Annotated in this window: 13 protein-coding genes and 1 tRNA gene; all 14 read left to right on the top strand. The window is 65.5% G+C overall.

Going from position 1 to position 17733, the window contains the following annotated elements; all coding sequences use genetic code 11:
• The first annotated feature begins 4 nt into the window (after positions 1-4).
• The 14 genes from F8O08_RS08940 (at position 5) to F8O08_RS09005 (ending at position 17731) form a co-directional block, all read left to right on the top strand.
• Positions 5-1051, top strand: a complete 1047-nt coding sequence (locus tag F8O08_RS08940) for a CobW family GTP-binding protein (RefSeq protein ID WP_158037174.1) — start codon at positions 5-7, stop codon at positions 1049-1051.
• A 51-nt stretch (positions 1052-1102) separates the two neighbouring features.
• Positions 1103-1175: transfer RNA gene (locus tag F8O08_RS08945), tRNA-Ala, on the top strand.
• Between the two features lie 279 nt (positions 1176-1454).
• Positions 1455-2708, top strand: a complete 1254-nt coding sequence (locus tag F8O08_RS08950; protein ID WP_158037173.1) for an MFS transporter — start codon at positions 1455-1457, stop codon at positions 2706-2708.
• A gap of 68 nt (positions 2709-2776) precedes the next feature.
• Entirely contained in the window at positions 2777-3931 is a 1155-nt protein-coding gene (locus F8O08_RS08955) for a thiamine pyrophosphate-dependent dehydrogenase E1 component subunit alpha (RefSeq protein ID WP_225733324.1), read from the top strand.
• Between the two features lies 1 nt (position 3932).
• A complete protein-coding gene (locus F8O08_RS08960; RefSeq protein ID WP_158030204.1) occupies positions 3933-4916 on the top strand; it encodes an alpha-ketoacid dehydrogenase subunit beta in 984 nt (327 codons plus the stop codon).
• Between the two features lie 109 nt (positions 4917-5025).
• Positions 5026-6399 carry a dihydrolipoamide acetyltransferase family protein gene (locus tag F8O08_RS08965; protein ID WP_158043075.1) on the top strand — a complete coding sequence of 458 codons (1374 nt, stop codon included), beginning with the start codon at positions 5026-5028 and terminating at the stop codon, positions 6397-6399.
• A 39-nt stretch (positions 6400-6438) separates the two neighbouring features.
• Positions 6439-7869: a dihydrolipoyl dehydrogenase gene (gene lpdA / locus F8O08_RS08970; protein ID WP_158030206.1), complete on the top strand. Its 1431-nt coding sequence runs from the start codon at positions 6439-6441 to the stop codon at positions 7867-7869.
• Positions 7870-8173: 304 nt separating this feature from the next.
• Entirely contained in the window at positions 8174-9154 is a 981-nt protein-coding gene (locus tag F8O08_RS08975; protein ID WP_225733323.1) for a thiamine pyrophosphate-dependent dehydrogenase E1 component subunit alpha, read from the top strand.
• 22 nt (positions 9155-9176) lie between these two features.
• Positions 9177-10193 (top strand): alpha-ketoacid dehydrogenase subunit beta, encoded by a 1017-nt coding sequence (locus F8O08_RS08980; RefSeq protein ID WP_158037171.1) that lies wholly within the window; start codon positions 9177-9179, stop codon positions 10191-10193.
• Positions 10194-10195: 2 nt separating this feature from the next.
• Positions 10196-11815 carry a dihydrolipoamide acetyltransferase family protein gene (locus tag F8O08_RS08985; RefSeq protein WP_158037170.1) on the top strand — a complete coding sequence of 540 codons (1620 nt, stop codon included), beginning with the start codon at positions 10196-10198 and terminating at the stop codon, positions 11813-11815.
• Between the two features lie 9 nt (positions 11816-11824).
• Positions 11825-13261, top strand: coding sequence for a dihydrolipoyl dehydrogenase (lpdA, locus tag F8O08_RS08990; RefSeq protein WP_158043076.1), 1437 nt, complete (start codon positions 11825-11827; stop codon positions 13259-13261).
• 428 nt (positions 13262-13689) lie between these two features.
• Complete coding sequence (gene alsS / locus F8O08_RS08995; RefSeq protein ID WP_158043077.1) at positions 13690-15366, top strand: acetolactate synthase AlsS; 1677 nt, start codon at positions 13690-13692, stop codon at positions 15364-15366.
• Positions 15363-16145 carry an acetolactate decarboxylase gene (budA, locus tag F8O08_RS09000; protein ID WP_158043078.1) on the top strand — a complete coding sequence of 261 codons (783 nt, stop codon included), beginning with the start codon at positions 15363-15365 and terminating at the stop codon, positions 16143-16145. The genes alsS and budA overlap by 4 nt, the downstream gene beginning before the upstream one ends.
• Before the next feature lie 203 nt (positions 16146-16348).
• Entirely contained in the window at positions 16349-17731 is a 1383-nt protein-coding gene (locus F8O08_RS09005) for an MFS transporter (RefSeq protein ID WP_158037167.1), read from the top strand.
• Positions 17732-17733: the final 2 nt, after the last annotated feature.

The following is a 17733-nucleotide window of genomic DNA, read 5'->3' on the forward strand; positions in this document are numbered from 1 at the left end:
TGCCATGCCCACACGTCAGATTCCCGTCTTCGTGCTCGCCGGCTTTCTCGGCAGTGGCAAGACGACCTTTCTGAACGGGCTGCTGCACAATGCACTCGGTGTGCGCGTCGGGGTGATCATCAACGACTTCGGCGACATCCCCGTCGACAGCTGGCTGGTCGATGCCTCGGTAGACACCATGGTGACGCTCGGCGGCGGGTGCCTCTGCTGCGTCACCGACGCCGGTCAGATCGACGACATGCTGCAGCAGCTGCTCGACCCGAGCCTCGAGATCGACGCCGTCGTCATCGAGGCCAGCGGCTTGGCCGATCCGGCGAACCTTGCTCTGCGCGTCAGCCGCAGCAGCACGCGCGGCGTCAGATTCGCCGGCGTCGTTCTCATGGTCGACGCCGGCGAATACCTCGAGACGCTGCGCAGCCACCCGCAGATCGCACAGGACGGCCGCATCGCCGACCTGATCGTGCTGAACAAGGCAGACCTGGTGTCCTCATCCGACCTCGACCAGCTCATGCGCACGCTCGACGACTCCTCACGAGGTGCGCCGGTGCTGCCGACCACGTTCGGCACGATCGATCCTCGGCTGCTCTTCGACCGGGCCCGGCACGAACCGCCGCGATACGGCCAGGTGCCTCTGCCCTTCGAGAACCTGGAACGCCATGCTCACGACCGGCATCCCCCGCACCTGCACGACCAGTACGCCAGCGTCTCGTTCCGCACCGACCGCCCGCTCAGCCCGCATCGCTTCCTCGAACTCCTCTATCACCGCCCGGCAGGTCTCTACCGCCTGAAAGGGCACGTCCGATTCACCGTCACCCGGGGGCCGGGAGCGGCACGGCATCCGCTCGAGGTGCAGAGCGTCGGCGCACACGTGCGTTTCGCCCGCCAGCGCCAGTCGCCGAATCATCCGCTCGTCGACGAGACGCAGCTCGTGCTCATCGGCATCGGCGTCGATGCGGCCGACGTCGCCGCACGGCTCGCGGACTGCGAGGCCGAGACGGCCACATCAGACGATCGCACCGCCATGATCACGATCAACCGCTATCTCGACTGATGCGACGTCACTTGAGAAGTGGTAGCATCTTCTGGTGCCCGTCAGGGTCACGGGGCTATAGCTCAGTTGGTAGAGCGCTTCGTTCGCAATGAAGAGGTCTGGGGTTCAATTCCCCATAGCTCCACAGTCGGCCGTCGGTTCTTGCACAGACAAGACTCGGCGGCCGTTACTTTCTTTCACCTCCCCTGCATAGGCACTTTCCCGGCCTCATCGCCAGCCCTCTGCGCACATCTTCTGCACCTGCTTCGTGTCAGGAATGAACAACGTCTGAACGCAATGCAGACTCCCCGACATCTGTCGGGGAAAGAGACGTAGAGTGGAATCAGAACCGATCGCAGAGTGAGACTGAAACCGATGGTCTTCTACATGGCTGCGCACAGGTTCGCTCTGCGAAGGAGTGACGATGAGCCAGACACTCAAGCCCCAGACGTCCGCCGCGCTCGGTGCCGGCGGTTCTCGGAGTCGCGTCCTGCTCGGCACGGTGCTCGCCCAGCTTGGCCTGGGCACGGTCTACGCCTGGAGCGTGCTGAATCCCGCTCTCGCGCAGCGCATCTCGGGCGATCGCACGCAGACCTTCCCCATCGCGATCACCTTCTCGATCATGATGATCAGCCTGTCGGTGTCGACGCTGCTGATCGGATGGCTGCAGCATCGATTCGGCGTGCGTAAAGTGCTGGTCGCCTGCGGCATCGTGCTCGGAGCCGGCCTGATCGTCTCGGCCTTCGCCACCAACCTGTGGATGCTCTACATCTTCGCCGGCGTCATCGTCGGCGCCGCCGACGGCATCGGCTATCTGCTCAGCCTGACCAACGTCCTGCGCTGGTACCCCGACAAAGCTGGTGCGATCTCCGGCGTCTCGGTCGGCTCGTACGGCGTGCCCGCTGTGATCCTGCCGTTCATCGTCACGCCCGTGCTGGGCAGCGCCGACAACGGCTATGCCGGGCTCACCACCTGTTTCATCCTCTGGGCGGTCACGGTGATCGTGCTCATCGGCGGCGGCGGGCTGCTGCTCAAAGACGCCCCAGAGATCCCCAAAGACCACTCGCACGCGAGCAACGAATACACCATTCCGCAGATGCTTCGCCGCCCGCAGGCCTACCTGCTGTACTTCGGCATCACCGCGTTCTGCTTCGCCGGCCTGTTCATCATCGGGCACGCGGGTGACGGCGCGATCGCGGCAGATGATCCTTCGAAGTACCTGATCGGTACGGCCATCACGCTGGTGTCGCTGGTCGGGCTGGTCAACACGATCGGTCGTTTCTTCTTCGGCTGGCTCTCCGACCGGGTGCGGCGCACCCTCATCGTGGCCGTGGCTCTCGCGGTGCTCGCCGTCTTCGCGTTCGTCTTGGGGCTGGCCTGGCTGCCGCAGCCGGCGCTGTACATCGTCGGCTTCCTGCTCTTCGGCGCCTCGTTCGGCGGCTGCATCACGATCTACCCGACCATCGTCGGCGAGTTCTTCGGCAAGAACAACCAGGCGAAGAACTATTCCGTGATCTACCAGGGCTTCGCCAGCGGCGCCCTGATCACGCTGATCTTCAACATTCTGATGGCACAGAAGATCATCACTTTCGGCACTTCGCTGCTGATCGGCAGCGTGTTCTTGGCGGTCAGCGCGGTGATCCTGTTCTTGGTCCGCAAACCCGCCCCCGTCGAATGACCGACCGATTCTCTGCTCGCACTCCGGTCGAGCACCCGCAGCAATGAACAAGGAAAGGAACCACAGGCATGATGACCACACCTCATGGCCCTGAGGCCACACCGGCCACCGACGAGGCCACACCCATCGTCGACTTCGCGGCGATCGCCGAGAACCTCGGCGAAGAGTACGACCACCCAGTGAGCGTGCTCGACCGCAACAGCAACGTGGTCGACCAGAAGACTTTCGACTCCTACAGCGAAGACGAGCTCGTGCACTTTCTCGAGCTGATGGTCTGGGAGCGTGCGCTGCACGAACAGACGATCGTCTTCTCCCGACAGGGTCGCCTCGGCTTCTACGCCCCGACTCTCGGTGAAGAAGCCAGTAACATGGGCACCATCACCGCCTTCGAGCCCATGGACTTCCTCTTCCCTGCGTACCGCGACCTCCCCCAGCTCATTCAGCACGGTGCGATCACACCCGCTCAGGGCTATCTGTGGTCACGCGGCCACGTGCAGGGCAACGCGATGGCCGAAGGCCACCGCGCCTGGATGCCGCAGATCATCATCGGCGCCCAGTACGTCGAGGCTGCGGGAGCAGCCCTCGGCATCCAGAAGAACGGCGAGCCGAACGTGGCTCTGGCATACGGCGGCGACGGAACCACCTCACAAGGCGACTTCTACGAGGCACTGAACTTCGCCGGCGCGTTCCAGTCTCCGCTGGTGGGCATCATCCAGAACAACGGCTGGGCGATTTCGGTGCCGCGTTCGAAGCAGACCCATACGCTCACGCTCGCTCAGAAGGCCGTCGCCGCAGGCATTCCCTCGGTCCAGGTCGATGGCATGGACATTCTCGCGGTCAACGCCGTGACCCGCGCCGCCCGCGCCTACGCGGTCGCCGGCAACGGCCCCGTGCTGATCGAGACTCTGACCTACCGCTTCGGAGCGCACTCAAGCGCCGGCGACGATCCGAGCCGCTACCGCACACACGATGAAGAGATGCCGTGGATCGAGCGTGACCCGCTCAACCGTCTGCGTGACCTGCTCGTTCCCCGCGGCCTCTGGAGCCCTGAGAAAGAGAGCGACCTCACCGAGCAGTACAAGAAGTCGTTCCGTGAGGCGCTCGCAGAGGCAGACAAAGCGCCGAAGCAGACCGTCGCAGAGTTCCTGCGCAACACCTACGAGGTGCCCACCCCGGGCGTCGCCAAGCAGATCAAAGCATTCACCGCGAAGGAGGCCGAGTGAGATGAGCTCGAAAAAACTGACGTACATCAAAGCCATCACTGAAGGACTCGATCAGGCGCTCGCCGAAGACGACCGCACCCTCATCTTCGGTGAGGACGTCGGCAAGAACGGCGGCGTGTTCCGCACCACGCAGGGCCTTCAGGCGAAGTACGGCGAAGACCGCGTCTTCGACACTCCGCTCGCCGAGTCGGCAATCCTCGGACTCTCGATCGGACTGGCCGCCACTGGCTGGCGTCCCGTCCCCGAGATCCAGTTCATGGGGTTCACGTTCGAAGCCGCCGACTCGCTCAACGCGCAGATGGCTCGCAACCGCTTCCGCTTCGGCGGCAAGGTCGCGCAGCCCATCACCGTGCGCACCCCGTACGGCGGCGGCACGCACACCGCCGAGCTGCACAGCGACAACCTGGAGCATGTCTTCACCGGCACTCCCGGTCTGCGCGTGGTCACCCCCAGCAATCCCTACGATGCCAAGGGCCTGATCATCGCGGCGATCGAGAACAACGATCCGGTGCTGTTCATGGAGCACCTGAAGCTCTATCGCTCGGTCAAAGGCGATGTGCCCGAAGAACCGTACCGCGTGGCACTCGACACGGCGAAGGTCGTGCGCGAAGGCACCGACGTGACGATCGTGGCCTACGGCGCCATGGTGCAGCAGGCCGTCAAGGCGGCCGACGCACTGGCAGCCGACGGCATCAAGGCAGAGGTCATCGACCTGATCTCGCTGCAGCCGATCGACACAGACACGATCTTCGCCTCCGTCGACAAGACCCACCGCGTGGTCGTGGCGCAGGAGGCGCAGCGCATCGCCGGCGTCGGAACTCAGGTGGTCTCGGCCATCGCCGAAGAGCGCATCCTCAGCCTCGAGGCACCGATCATGCGCGTCGCGGCTCCCGACTCGGTCTATCCGTTCGCCGCCGCCGAGCTCGACTGGATTCCGAATGCCGCCGACATCGAGGCCAAGGCCCGCGAGGCCCTGACCTACTGATTGCCCACGCTGGTCACGACCAGCGCCGAAACGTCGATTGCAAAGCGCGTCTGCGCAGTGTGACTGCGCAGACGCCGGGCCCCACCGGGGCAATGAAAGGACTGTCAAGATGTCATTCAAGTTCAAACTGCCCGAGCTGGGTGAGGGCCTCTCTGAGGGCGTCATCTCAGCCTGGCAGGTCAAAGAGGGCGACGAGGTCAAGACTGATCAGACCCTCGTCGAGATCGAGAACGACAAGTCGGTCGTCGACCTGCCGTCACCGGTCAGCGGCACGGTGAAGAGCCTGAAGTTCAAAGAAGGCGACACCGTCGAAGTCGGCCAGGTCATCATCGACATCGATGACGGCTCGCCAGACGAGCCCGACGCGTCTGATGAGGCGCCAGCCGCGGATGCCGCCGAGCCCGAGGCGCCAAACGCACCCGCGCCCGCTGCACCGGCACCTGCGGCACCCGCCGCTCCGGCATCCCCGGCACCGGCTGCAGCCGCACCCGCGGCCGAACCCGCAGCAGCGCCGGCAGACGCACGCCCCGAGGGCGCTCCGGTGCTCGCGATGCCGTCAGTCCGCCTGTACGCCCGCGAACACGGTGTCGATCTGTCGACCGTGGTGCCCACCGGGGCACACGGTCACGTGCTGCGTGCCGATGTCGACGCCGTCTTCGGCCATCGCGCCGCGCCGGCGGATGCAGAGTCGGCTCCGGCCGTCGCCGCGAGCGCCGAGCCGCATCCCGAGGCAGCCGCCGCACCGACCGACGAGGTCAGCGTCACGCCGGCCTACGACGGCAGCGGCGAGCGTCGCACTCCCTTCAACGGCATCCGCAAGGCCACCGCGAACGCCGTCACGAAGGCGCACGAGATTCCGCCGGTCACCTTCTTCGCCGAGGTCGAGATCTCTGCGCTGCTCGCACATCGCAAGACGTACAAGCAGCTCGCCGTCGAACGCGACATCCATCTGACGCCGCTCGCCTACATCGTCAAAGCGCTGGTCGCCGTGCTGAAGCAGTTCCCCGATCTGAACACCCGGCTCGACCTCGACGCCGGTGAGATCGTCTACCGCGACCGCATCGACGTGGGCATTGCGACCGACACCGACCGCGGCCTGTTCGTGCCGGTGGTGCGCGATGCCGACCGGCTGAGCCTCTTCGAGGTGGCACAGCGCATCGCCGAGAACACCGAGAAGGCGAAAGCCGGCAAGCTCGGCCCCAACGACATGGGCGACGGGTCGATCACGATCAGCAACCTCGGCAGCGTCGGCGGCGGCTGGTTCACACCGATCCTCAACGCACCTGAGACCTCGATTCTGGGCGTCGGGCGCGCAAAACCGGGCCCGGTCGTCAACGACGAGGGCGAACTCGAAGTCGGGCAGCTGCTGCAGCTGTCGTTCACGACCGACCACCGCGTCATCGACGGCGCCAAGGCACAGCAGGCGCTGAACCTGCTCACCGCGGTGCTGCACGACCCAGCACGTCTGCTGGTCGAGGCCTGATCCGGCCGCGTCACGACACGAAGCATTGAGAGGAACATCATGAGCGACTCCACAGTCGAACACCGCGGCACCATCGTCATCGGTTCGGGGCCCGGCGGCTACGTCGCGGCCATCCGCGCCTCAGAGCTCGGGCAGAAGGTCACGCTGATCGAGGCCACCGATCGAGTCGGCGGCATCTGCCTGAACGAGGGCTGCGTGCCCTCGAAGGCTCTGATCAGCGTCGGGCACCGCATCCGCGCCGCACACGACACCGACCAGTACGGCCTGAGCTTCGAAGCACCGAAGCTCGACTTCGCCAAGACGCAGCACTGGAAGCAGCACGACGTGGTCGAGCGCATGACGCGTGGCGTGCGCGGGCTGCTCAAGAAGCACGACGTCGAGATCGTCCAGGGCTTCGCCACCCTCGACAGCGACACCGTGCTGCGCGTGATGCCGGCAGGCCCGCAGCAGTTCATGAGCGTCGACCTCGGCCGACAGTTCACCTTCGACGACCTGATCATCGCGACCGGTTCTCGCCCCATCGAGATCCCGAGCTTTCCTTGGGGCGACCGTGTGATCGACTCGACTGGTGCGCTGAATCTGCCCGAGGTGCCCAAGCGCATGATCGTCATCGGCGGCGGGTACATCGGCACCGAGCTCGCCGGCGCCTACGCCGACATGGGCGCCAAGGTGATCATCCTTGAAGGCTCCCCCAGCATCCTGCCGCTCTTCGAAAGCGATCTCTCGTCGATCGTCACGAAGCGGCTCGAGGCCAAGGGCGTCGAGATCCACACCGGCGTGCGGGCGCGCGACGTCGATGAGGATGCCGACGGCGTGCAGGTCTTCGTTACGCTGAACGACGAAGAAGAGACTCTTGAGGCCGACTACTGTCTGGTCACCGTCGGTCGCCGCCCCAACACCGACAACATCGGGCTCGAGTTCACCAGCGTCGAGATCGACAACCACGGTCTCGTCGTCACCGATGAGCAGGGACGCACAGCGTCACCGCACATCTACGCGATCGGCGACATCACGGCGGGGCCAGCTCTGGCGCACAAGGCGTTCTTCCAGGCGAAGACCGCTGCCGGCGCCATCGCCGGGCAGCCGACGGCGAACGACTACATCGGTGTGCCTGCCGTCTGCTTCAGCGACCCCGAGGTCGCGACAGTGGGCGTGACCAAAGACGAGGCCGAGAAACAGGGCGTCGCGGTCGAGACGGCGAAGTTCCCCTTCGCCGGCAACGCCCGCGCCGTGTCGCTGGGCGAGCCTGACGGCTTCGTGCGACTGGTGTCGACGAAAGACGAGGGCACGCTGATCGGCGCGCAGATCGTCGGCCCGGGGGCCTCCGACCTCATCTCCGAGCTCAGCCTCGCGGTCAACGCTCAGATGAACGTCGAAGACATCGCGCTGACGATTCACCCGCATCCGACGCTCTCGGAGCCCATCGCCGAGGCCGCCGACATCGCGATCGGGTACCCGACGCACATCTGATCGCCGGATGCCGGGAGTGCGCCCGATGACAGTTGGGGCATCGCTCGAAAGCTGAGTAGTGAAAAGTGTGGTCTGCAGCTCTGCAGACCACACTTTTCGTGTCTCTGGGGTGTGGCCCGAGGCCTCGGCACACGTCTGATTCTTGTGCCATCAACCACCTCCGTGCAACCCTCTGCAATGGTGTTCACCTGCACCCTCGACGTCAGACGGCCAGCGTAGTCTGAGATCAACCTGAAGTTGCCGGTATCGATGGAGACACCGAGGCTCATCCATCACCGTACCGACCACGAGTGAAGGGAAGAGCATGGCTCAGAGACAGGCGTCCCAGCTGACGAAAGAGCAGCTGCTGCACGCATTCCGCAAAATGGCTGAGATCCGCTATTTCGAAGAGCGAGTCCACCTTGAGAACCAGTCGGGTGAGATCCCCGGCTTCATCCACCTCTACGCCGGTCAAGAGGCCGTCGCCGTCGGTGTGTGCGAGAACCTGCGCCCCACCGACGTCATCGGCTCGACGCACCGTGGTCACGGGCACTCCATCGCCAAGGGCTGCGACCTCGACGGCATGATGGCCGAGATCTTCGGCAAAGAGACCGGCCTGAACCACGGCAAGGGCGGCTCGATGCACATCGCCGACCTTTCAGTGGGCATGCTGGGCGCCAACGGCATCGTCGGTGGCGCTGCTCCGCTGGCCGTCGGCGCGGCGTTCACCGGCAAGTACAAGGGCGAAGGCAACATCGGCGTCGCATTCAGCGGCGACGGCGGCTCGAACCAGGGCACCGTCTTCGAAGCCATGAACATGGCCGTCGTGCTCAAGCTGCCGGCGCTGTTCATCTTCGAGAACAACGGCTTCGGCGAAGCGACCGGCGCTGATTTCGCGGTTGGCAGTGGCGACATCGCCGCTCGTGCCGCAGGTTTCGGTCTGCCCGCCGAGAAGGTCGACGGCACCGACTTCTTCGCCGTGCACGAGGCTGCCAGCAAAGCCATCGCCCGTGCGCGCGCCGGCGAGGGCCCCTCGGTGATCGAGGCGAAGGCCTACCGCTGGTACGGCCACTTTGAGGGCGATCCGGGGCTCTACCGCACCAAAGAGCAGCTCGACGAGATCAAAAAGGCCAACGACCCGCTGCGCATCTTCCGTGAGAAGGTCGGTCGCAAGGTCACAGCCAAAGAGCTCGACGCCATCGAAGCCGAAGTCAAGCAGCAGGTCGACGACGCGGTCGAGTACGCCCGCAAATCGCCATGGCCCAGCGCTGACGAGCTGACCACCGACGTGTACGCAAGCTACTGAAGAACTGGGGAGACGAACGGCAATGAGCAAGAAAAGCTATAGAGAGGCCATCCGCGAAGCACTCGCCGATGCCCTGCGCGAAGATGAGAACGTCTTTCTGGTCGGCGAAGACCTCAGAGGCGGTAAAGGCGGCACGAACCCGGACAAGACCGTCGAGGCCTTCGGCGGCGTGTTCAACGTGACCGGCGGCCTGTGGACGGAATTCGGCGACGAGCGCGTCGTCGACACCCCGATCAGTGAGTCGGCCATCCTCGGGCTCGCCGCCGGTGCGGCCGTCACCGGTCTGCGCCCGGTCGCCGAGCTGATGTTCATGGACTTCTTCGGCGTCTGCTACGACGAGATCTACAACCAGGCGGCCAAGTTCCGCTACATGTTCGGCGGCAAGGCCAAGACACCTCTCACCGTGCGCGGCATCATCGGCGCCGGGGTGGGCGCTGCGGCGCAGCACTCGAACTCGCCCTACAACGTGTTCACCTCGACCGCCGGGGTGAAGGTCGTGGCCCCGTCGAACCCATACGATGCGAAGGGGCTGCTGCTGGCCTCGATCCGCGACGACGACCCGGTCATGTTCTGCGAGCACAAGGCGCTCTACGACATCAAGGGCGAGGTGCCCGATGAGCCGTACACGATTCCTCTGGGCGTCGCGAACTACACCCGTGAAGGCACCGATGTGACCATCATCGCGCTGTCGAAGCTGGTCAACACCGCCAACGAGGTCGCCGACAAGCTCGGCGCCGAGGGCATCTCGGTCGAGGTGGTCGACCCGCGCACGACCTCGCCGCTCGACGAGGCCGCGATCGTCGAGTCAGCCGAGTCGACCGGCCGCGTCGTGGTCGTCGACGAGTCGTCCGCACGCTGCGGGTTCGGCCAGGACGTCGCCGCACTGGTGTCGATCAAGGCCTTCAACAGCCTGAAGGCACCGGTCGAGCTCATCACCCCGCCGCTGACCCCGGTGCCGTTCTCCCCCGCACTCGAGAAGCACTGGGTGCCCTCGGCAGAGCGCATCGAGGCGTCGGTGCGCAAACTCATGGAGGCATGACCATGGCAGAGATCAAGGCCCTTGAGATTCCCAACTGGGGCATGACCATGGAAGAGGGGGCGATCGACTCGTGGAACATCAAGGTCGGCGACTCCTTCAAACAGGGCGACCCCATCGTCACCGTCGAGTCGACCAAGATCACCAACGACCTTGAGGCGCCGTTCGACGGCACGCTGCGGCGCATCGTCGCCGACTCGGGTGATGTGCGCCCCGTGGGCGCCATCATCGGCGTGAGCGCTGATCCGAGCGTTCCCGACGACGAGATCGACGCGTTCATCGAGCAGCGCAAGGCCGAAGACGCGGTTCGCTTCGGCGAGGCTCCGGCGGCAGCAGCATCGTCGGATGCGCCGGTCGCCTCCGCCCCGGCCGCTGCGGCCGTGAGCGCACCGGCACCGACGGCCAGCGCACCTGTGCCAGCGGCGGCGATTCCGGCATCCGCCGCAGCATCGCCCTTCGCAGCGACGGTCAGCGTGCCCTCGGGCGCGCCGGCGCAATCGGCCGCCGACCAGGAGTACCGCATTCCGGCGGCGCTTTCGGGCAGCACCGATGCCGATGTCGCAGCGACGGTGCACGCACGACGACTGGCTGACGGTGAAGGCATCGATCTGTCGAAGGTGACCGGCACTGATCGCTACGGTCGCGTGAGCGTCGAAGACGTGCGCAAAGCCGTCCTCTCCGCAGGAGGCTCCGTACCCGAACCCGTTCGCGGTCGCGGCGTCGTGCTGCGGTCGACCGAGGACGACTCGACCGTGCCTGCCACGCCGGTCGCTCGTCGGGTGGCGAAAGAGCTGCGCGTCAACCTGCACGACGCCAAGGCGACCGGTCGCGCCGGTCGTGTGACGAAGGCCGACGTCGAAGAGGCCGCACACCGTCTGCGCATTGCCGTCGAGGCCGAAGCCTCGGGAGTGACGCCGGAGCAGCTCGCCGAGCCGGCGTTCGAGACGATTCCGTTCACCTCGGTGCGGCGGGTCATCGCGCAGCGACTGCAGGCCTCGAAGCAGAACGCGCCCCACTACCGGGTGACGCACGAGGTCGAGGTCGACGCGCTGCTGAAACTGCGCGCCTCACTCAACGACAAGCTGCCCGGAGTGCACCTCTCGGTCAACGACGTCATCGTCAAAGCGGTGGCACAGGCATTGGTCACGGTGCCCGAGGTCAACGTGCAGTTCGACGAAGCGAGCCAGAGCATTCTGCAGTTCCGGCACGCCGACATCGCGATCGCCGTGGCGACGCCCAACGGGCTGATCACGCCGATCGTGCGCGAGGCCGACGTCAAGTCGCTGGCCGAGATCAGCGATGCGACTCGTCTGCTCGCGACCAAGGCGAAGGCAGGCACGCTGACCCCGGACGAGTTCCAGGGCGGCAGCTTCACCATCTCGAACCTCGGCATGTTCGGAGTCACGCAGTTCGATGCGATCATCAACCCACCCCAGGCGGCGATCCTCGCCGTCGGCGCCGCTCAGCGTCGACCCGTGTTCGACGCAGATGGGCAGGTCATCGGCCGCAGCATTCTGGCGCTGACGATGTCGAGCGATCACCGGGTGATCGATGGCGCACTCGCCGCCCGATTCCTCGCCGAGCTGGCGAAGATCATCGAGTCGCCCGAACTGCTGCTGGCGTGAGGGGCTGAGATGACGACACAGAACGAACATGCAGATGTGCTCATCATCGGCGGCGGGCCCGGCGGCTACACCGCAGCGATCCGCTCGGCGCAGCTCGGTCTCGACACCGTGCTCGTCGAGCGGGCCGAGCTCGGCGGCGTGTGCCTGAACTGGGGCTGCATCCCCACCAAGGCACTGTTGCATGGAGCCGACACGCTGCGCAGCATCACGCAGGCCGGCCGACTCGGATTCACCACCGGTGAGCTCGGCATCGATCTGTCTGCTCTGGTGCGCTACAGCCGCGATGTCGCCGATCGCCTGTCACAGGGCGTCGCCGGCCTCATGCGCAAGAATGGCGTGCGGGTCATCGCCGGCGAGGCCGCGCTCACCGGCAAGGGCGAGGTGTCCGTCACCCCGGTCGCGGGCAAGGCGTCGGAGGTTTCTGCCGCCGACCAGACGTTCACCGCCGACCACGTGATCGTGGCCACCGGCGCACGACCGCGAGCACTGCCGGGCATCGTTCCCGACCGTGAGCGCATCTGGACGAGCGCCGAGGCGCTGATTCCCACCGATGTGCCCGAGCACCTGCTCATCGTCGGTTCGGGGGCGATCGGCTCCGAGTTCGCAAGTCTGTACCGCGATCTCGGTGCCCGCGTGACGATCGTCGAGCTCGCCGATCAGAATCTGCCGGTCGAAGACCCCGAGGTCTCGGCCGTGGTGCGTCGCTCGTTCGAGCGTCGCGGCATCGAGGTGCACACCGGTTCGCATCTCGAGCAGGTCGAGTCGACGGCCGACGTGGTCACGGCGGTACTGGTGTCGGGCGACGGTTCACGCACCGAGGTGCGTGCCGATCGTCTGCTGATCGCCGCCGGCGTGCAGCCCAACACCGAGGGGCTCGGCCTCGAACCCCTCGGCTGCGAGCTGACCGATCGCGGTCACTTCATCGCGGTCGATGAATGGGGGCGCACTAACGTCGCGGGGCTGTACGCCATCGGCGACGTGGCGGGCCCGCCGTGCCTCGCGCACAAGGCCGCGCATGAGGGTGTCGCGACGGTCGAGCACCTGGCCGGCGTGCGCAGTGCGCAGCCCGTCGACCGCGACTGGATCCCGGGGGCGACGTACACGCATCCCGAGGTCGCCAGTCTGGGCATGACCGAGCCGCAGGCTCGTGCGGCGGGTCATGAGCTCAACGTGGGGCATATGCCCTTCGTCGCGAACGGCCGCGCCATCGGCATCGACGACACCGAGGGCTTCGTCAAGGTGATCTACGATGCGGCCTCGGGCGAGCTGCTCGGCGCACACCTGGTCGGCCCGAACGTGACCGAGCTGTTGCCCGGGTTCAGCGTGCTGCGAGCTCTCGAGGGCACCGCCGAAGACCTTGAGCATGTGGTCTTCGCACACCCGACGCTCTCTGAGACGATGCATGAGGCGACGCTCGACGCGCTGGGCATTCCGCTGAACCAGTAGCGTGATGAGCCAGTAGCAACAGCGCACAAAGCTGACGAGCGAAAAGTGTGGTCTACCTTCGGGTAGACCACACTTTTCGCATATCATCCGTCCGGCCGGCCGAACAGTCGCCCGGCTGACCACCCACATCAGCCCCAACCGCCGCACGACCACAGCTATCGCCTTCGTCCCGATGAGCTCTTCTGAAACAGATTCGCGCTCAGCCCCAAAGAGATCTAGTATCTATGTTGTATACGGTGAGTCCACCTCAAAGACGCGGGGTGTTCTCGAGCCAGTCGGTTCAGCGTCACAGCGATGCTGCCGCTCCCTCACAGAGCGGCAGGCGCCATGACGAGACCGACCCGCTCGTCCACACTTTCCCACAGGTTTCCATCACACACATCCCGGTCGCCGGCACCAGCTGGCGACCGCACAGTTCAGGAGCAGCAATGAACAGCAGCGCAGAATCGGTGCGCAGCGCGAACCGCATCGTCGAAGCACTCGAGGCGGCAGGCGTGAAATGGGTCTTCGGCGTTCCCGGCGCGAAGGTCGATCAGGTCTTCGACGCTCTGGAGGATTCCCCCATCGAGGTCGTCGTCTGCCGACACGAGCAGAATGCGGCATTCATGGCCGCCGCCGTCGGTCGTCTGACCGGTCACCCCGGCGTCGCACTGGTCACCTCAGGGCCCGGCACCAGCAACCTCGCCACCGGACTGGTGACGGCGACCACCGAGGGTGATCCGATGATCGCGCTGTGCGGCGCCGTGCCGCGCGGCGACCGCCTGAAGCGCACTCACCAGTCGATGGATGCCGTGGGCCTGCTGTCGACCGTCTCGAAGTTCGCCGGCGAGGTCGACTCCGCAGACAACGTTCCCGAGGCGATCGTGAACGCCTTCCGCCAGGCTGAGGTGATGCCGCGGGGCGCCGCCTCACTGGTGCTGCCCTCTGACGTGATGGCGGAGCACACCTCAGTGCCGCTGCCTCCTGTGCAGCCGGTGCCCGACCTCGGTCCGGCTTCTCAGAAGTCGCTGGATGCGGCAGCAGATCTGCTGCGCAATGCCAAGTTCCCGGTCATCCTGGCCGGCGTGCGCTCAGCCTGCACCTCTGGGGCCGAGGCACTGCACCAGCTGTTGAAGGCCACCGAGCTGCCGGTCGTCGAGACTTTCCAGGCCGCGGGGCTCGTCTCACGCGATCTCGAAGATCACTACCTCGGTCGCGTCGGGCTCTTCCGCAACCAGCCCGGCGACGTCATCCTCGATCACGCCGATGTGGTGCTTGCGATCGGTTACGACCCGGTCGAGTACGACGCGAAGATGTGGAATCACGACAGCTCGCGTCGCATCATCAACCTCGACGAGATCGCAGCCGACATCGACGCAAGCTATGCGCCCGCGCTCGAGCTGCGCGGCGACATTCCCACCACGGTCTCGGCTCTCGCCGACCGGCTGCAGGGATTGAAGCTCGAGAGCGCGGCTCGCGAGGTCGTCGACTCACAGCTCGCCCGTCTCGCCGAGAAGGCACGCCCGAGCGAAGAGCACGACGACAAGTTCGGACTCGACCCCGTGGCCGTGACGCTCACCCTGCGAGACCTCGTCAGCGATGACACCACAGTGATCTCAGACGTCGGCTCGCACTACATCTACATGGCCCGCTACTTCCGCACCTACCGCCCGCGTCGGCTGCTGTTCTCGAACGGCCAGCAGACGCTCGGCGTCGCGCTGCCGTGGGCCATCGCCACCACCATGGTTCGCCCCGACGAGCCGGTGCTCTCGGTGTCGGGCGACGGCGGCTTCCTGTTCTCGGCCATGGAGCTGGACACAGCCGTGCGCCGCGGAGCGAACTTCACCCACGTCATCTTCAACGACGGCACCTACGACATGGTCGCCTTCCAGCAGATGAAGAAGTACGGGCGCACCTCTGGCATCACCCTGGGGCACCCGGATCTGGCTGCGTACGCCGAGTCGTTCGGCGCCCACGGCCGCCGCGCCACCTCGCTCGAAGAACTCGTCACCGAGGTGCGCGCAGGGCTCGCCGAGTCGGGCCCGACCATCATCGACGTACCGGTCGACTACCGCGACAACCTCGCGGGTCTCGCCGGTGATCTCAGAGAGGGAGTTCTGTCATGACCACATCATCCGACATTACCGATTCGACGTCGGCACCCGCCGCCAAACGGGTCTCGAACCACATCGTCCGCCACGAGGTCTTTCAGACCTCGCTGATGAGCGCACTGCTCGACGGCATCTATGACGGCGAGATGACCATCGCGGAGCTGCTCGGCCAGGGCAGTTTCGGTCTGGGCACCTTCGACGGGCTCGACGGCGAGATGATCATTCTCGATGGTCACTGCTGGCAGATGCGCGTCGACGGCTCAGTGCAGCCCGCACCACTCGACGCGCGCACGCCGTTCGCCGTGGTCACCAACTTCGTGACCAGCCTGAGTGCCGAGGTCAAACGGCACTCCAGCCGTGAAGACGTCTCGGCGCTGGTCGACTCGCTGACGGTGTCGCCGAACTATCTGTACGCGCTGCGCATCACCGGTGAGTTCGACTGGGTCAAGACCCGCACGGTGCAGCTGCAGAGCAAGCCCTACCCGCGCATGGTCGATGCGACCAACGACGAGCCGACGCTGCGCTTCGAGAATGTGTCAGGCGTCGTCGGCGGTTTCCGCACGCCGGTGTATGAGCAGGGCATCTCGGTGCCCGGCTGCCACGTGCACTTCATCGACGATGAACGCACCATGGGCGGGCATGTGCTCGACTTCCAGATGGCCAAGGGCACCGTCGAGGTCTGCCTCGGAACAGACCTGCGTCTGTCGCTGCCGCGCACCGAGGCGTTCGAAGAGGCCAACCTGTCTCCAGAAGACCTGCACGACGAGCTGAACCGCACCGAATCGCACAAGTGAGCGACTGACTCCGTATACGATTCCCGCGAGCCGGGGCCTCTATCATCACGACGGAGACCCCGGCTCGCTGCATGTCTGGCGAGGTCACAGTGCCTGTGCGTATATGCACAGGCACTGTGCGCAATCACCAGCGCCGGTGCATAGACATGACACACCAACTCTTGCAGGATGTTCTCAGATCCCTGACTACAAGGAGGTAGCAGATGTCTGTGTCCGCCCCGGCAGCCCCGAAGAAGGGCCTGCGACAGGTCGTGCTCGCGTCAATGGCGGGCACCATCGTCGAATGGTACGAGTTCTTTCTCTACGCGACGGCCGCGACCCTGGTCTTCAACAAGGTCTTCTTTCCGCCCAGCGAAGACCCCTATGCGCCGATCATCGCCGCATTCGTCACCTACGCCGTCGGCTTCGTCGCTCGACCGCTCGGAGGAATCGTCTTCGCACACTTCGGCGACCGCTACGGCCGTAAGCATCTGCTCCAGGTGGCGATCATCATGGTGGGAGCCTCGACGTTCCTGATGGGATGCCTGCCGACCTTCGCCACGGTCGGGTACTGGGCGCCCGCGCTGCTCGTCGCGCTGAGGTTCATCCAGGGCATCGCCGTCGGCGGGGAATGGGGCGGAGCGGTGCTCCTCGTCGCAGAGCACGCACCGGCGAAGTCACGCGGCTTCTGGGCCAGCTGGCCGCAGGCCGCCCTGCCTCTCGGCAACCTGCTGGCGACGATCGTGCTGTTGGTGCTCTCGGCGTCGCTTTCCCCCGAAGCGTTCCTGAGCTGGGGCTGGCGCATCGGCTTCTGGCTGTCGGTCGTCATCGTGGCCGTGGGCTACTACGTGCGCACGAAGATCTCTGATGCGCCGATCTTCCAAGAGACGCAGCGAAAGATCGAGCAGGAGGACGAGGTGCGCTACGGCGTCTTCGAGGTGCTCAAACGCTACCCGCGTGGCGTGCTCACTGCGATGGGTCTGCGCTTCGCCGAGAACATCCTCTACTACATGGTCGTGACGTTCTCGATCACGTATCTGTCGGTCTGGGTCAAGATGGACACCAGCAGCATTCTGGGGCTGATGTTCTTCGCACATGTCTTCCAGTTCGTGATCGTGCCACTGACCGGCGCGCTCACTGACCGGGTCGGCCGCAAACCCGTCTACATCGCCGGGGCCGTGCTCACCGGTGTCTGGCCGTTCGTCGCCTTCCCGATGTTCAACACGGCTGCGCCGCTGATGGTGATTCTGGCGATCATCCTCGGACTGTTCGTGCACGGCCTGATGTATGCCGGCCAGCCTGCGATCATGTCCGAGATGTTCCCGACGCGCATGCGCTATGCCGGCGTCTCGTTCGGCTACCAGGTGACCTCGATCGTGGCAGGCTCCGTCGCGCCCATCATCGCGACTGCGCTGCTCGGACAATTCTCCTCGTGGGTGCCGATTGCGCTCTACCTCGTCGGAGCCGCACTGATCACCCTGATCGCCGCAGTCTCACTGCGCGAGACCAAGGGAATCACCCTCGAAGAGATCGACCGGCGCGACCACGAACGACACATCGCCCCGTTGATGCAGAGCACACGCGCAGAAGCGACACCGGGAGCCTGAAC

It is taken from the genome of Pseudoclavibacter sp. CFCC 13611, assembly GCF_008831225.1.
Taxonomy (GTDB): domain Bacteria; phylum Actinomycetota; class Actinomycetes; order Actinomycetales; family Microbacteriaceae; genus Pseudoclavibacter_A.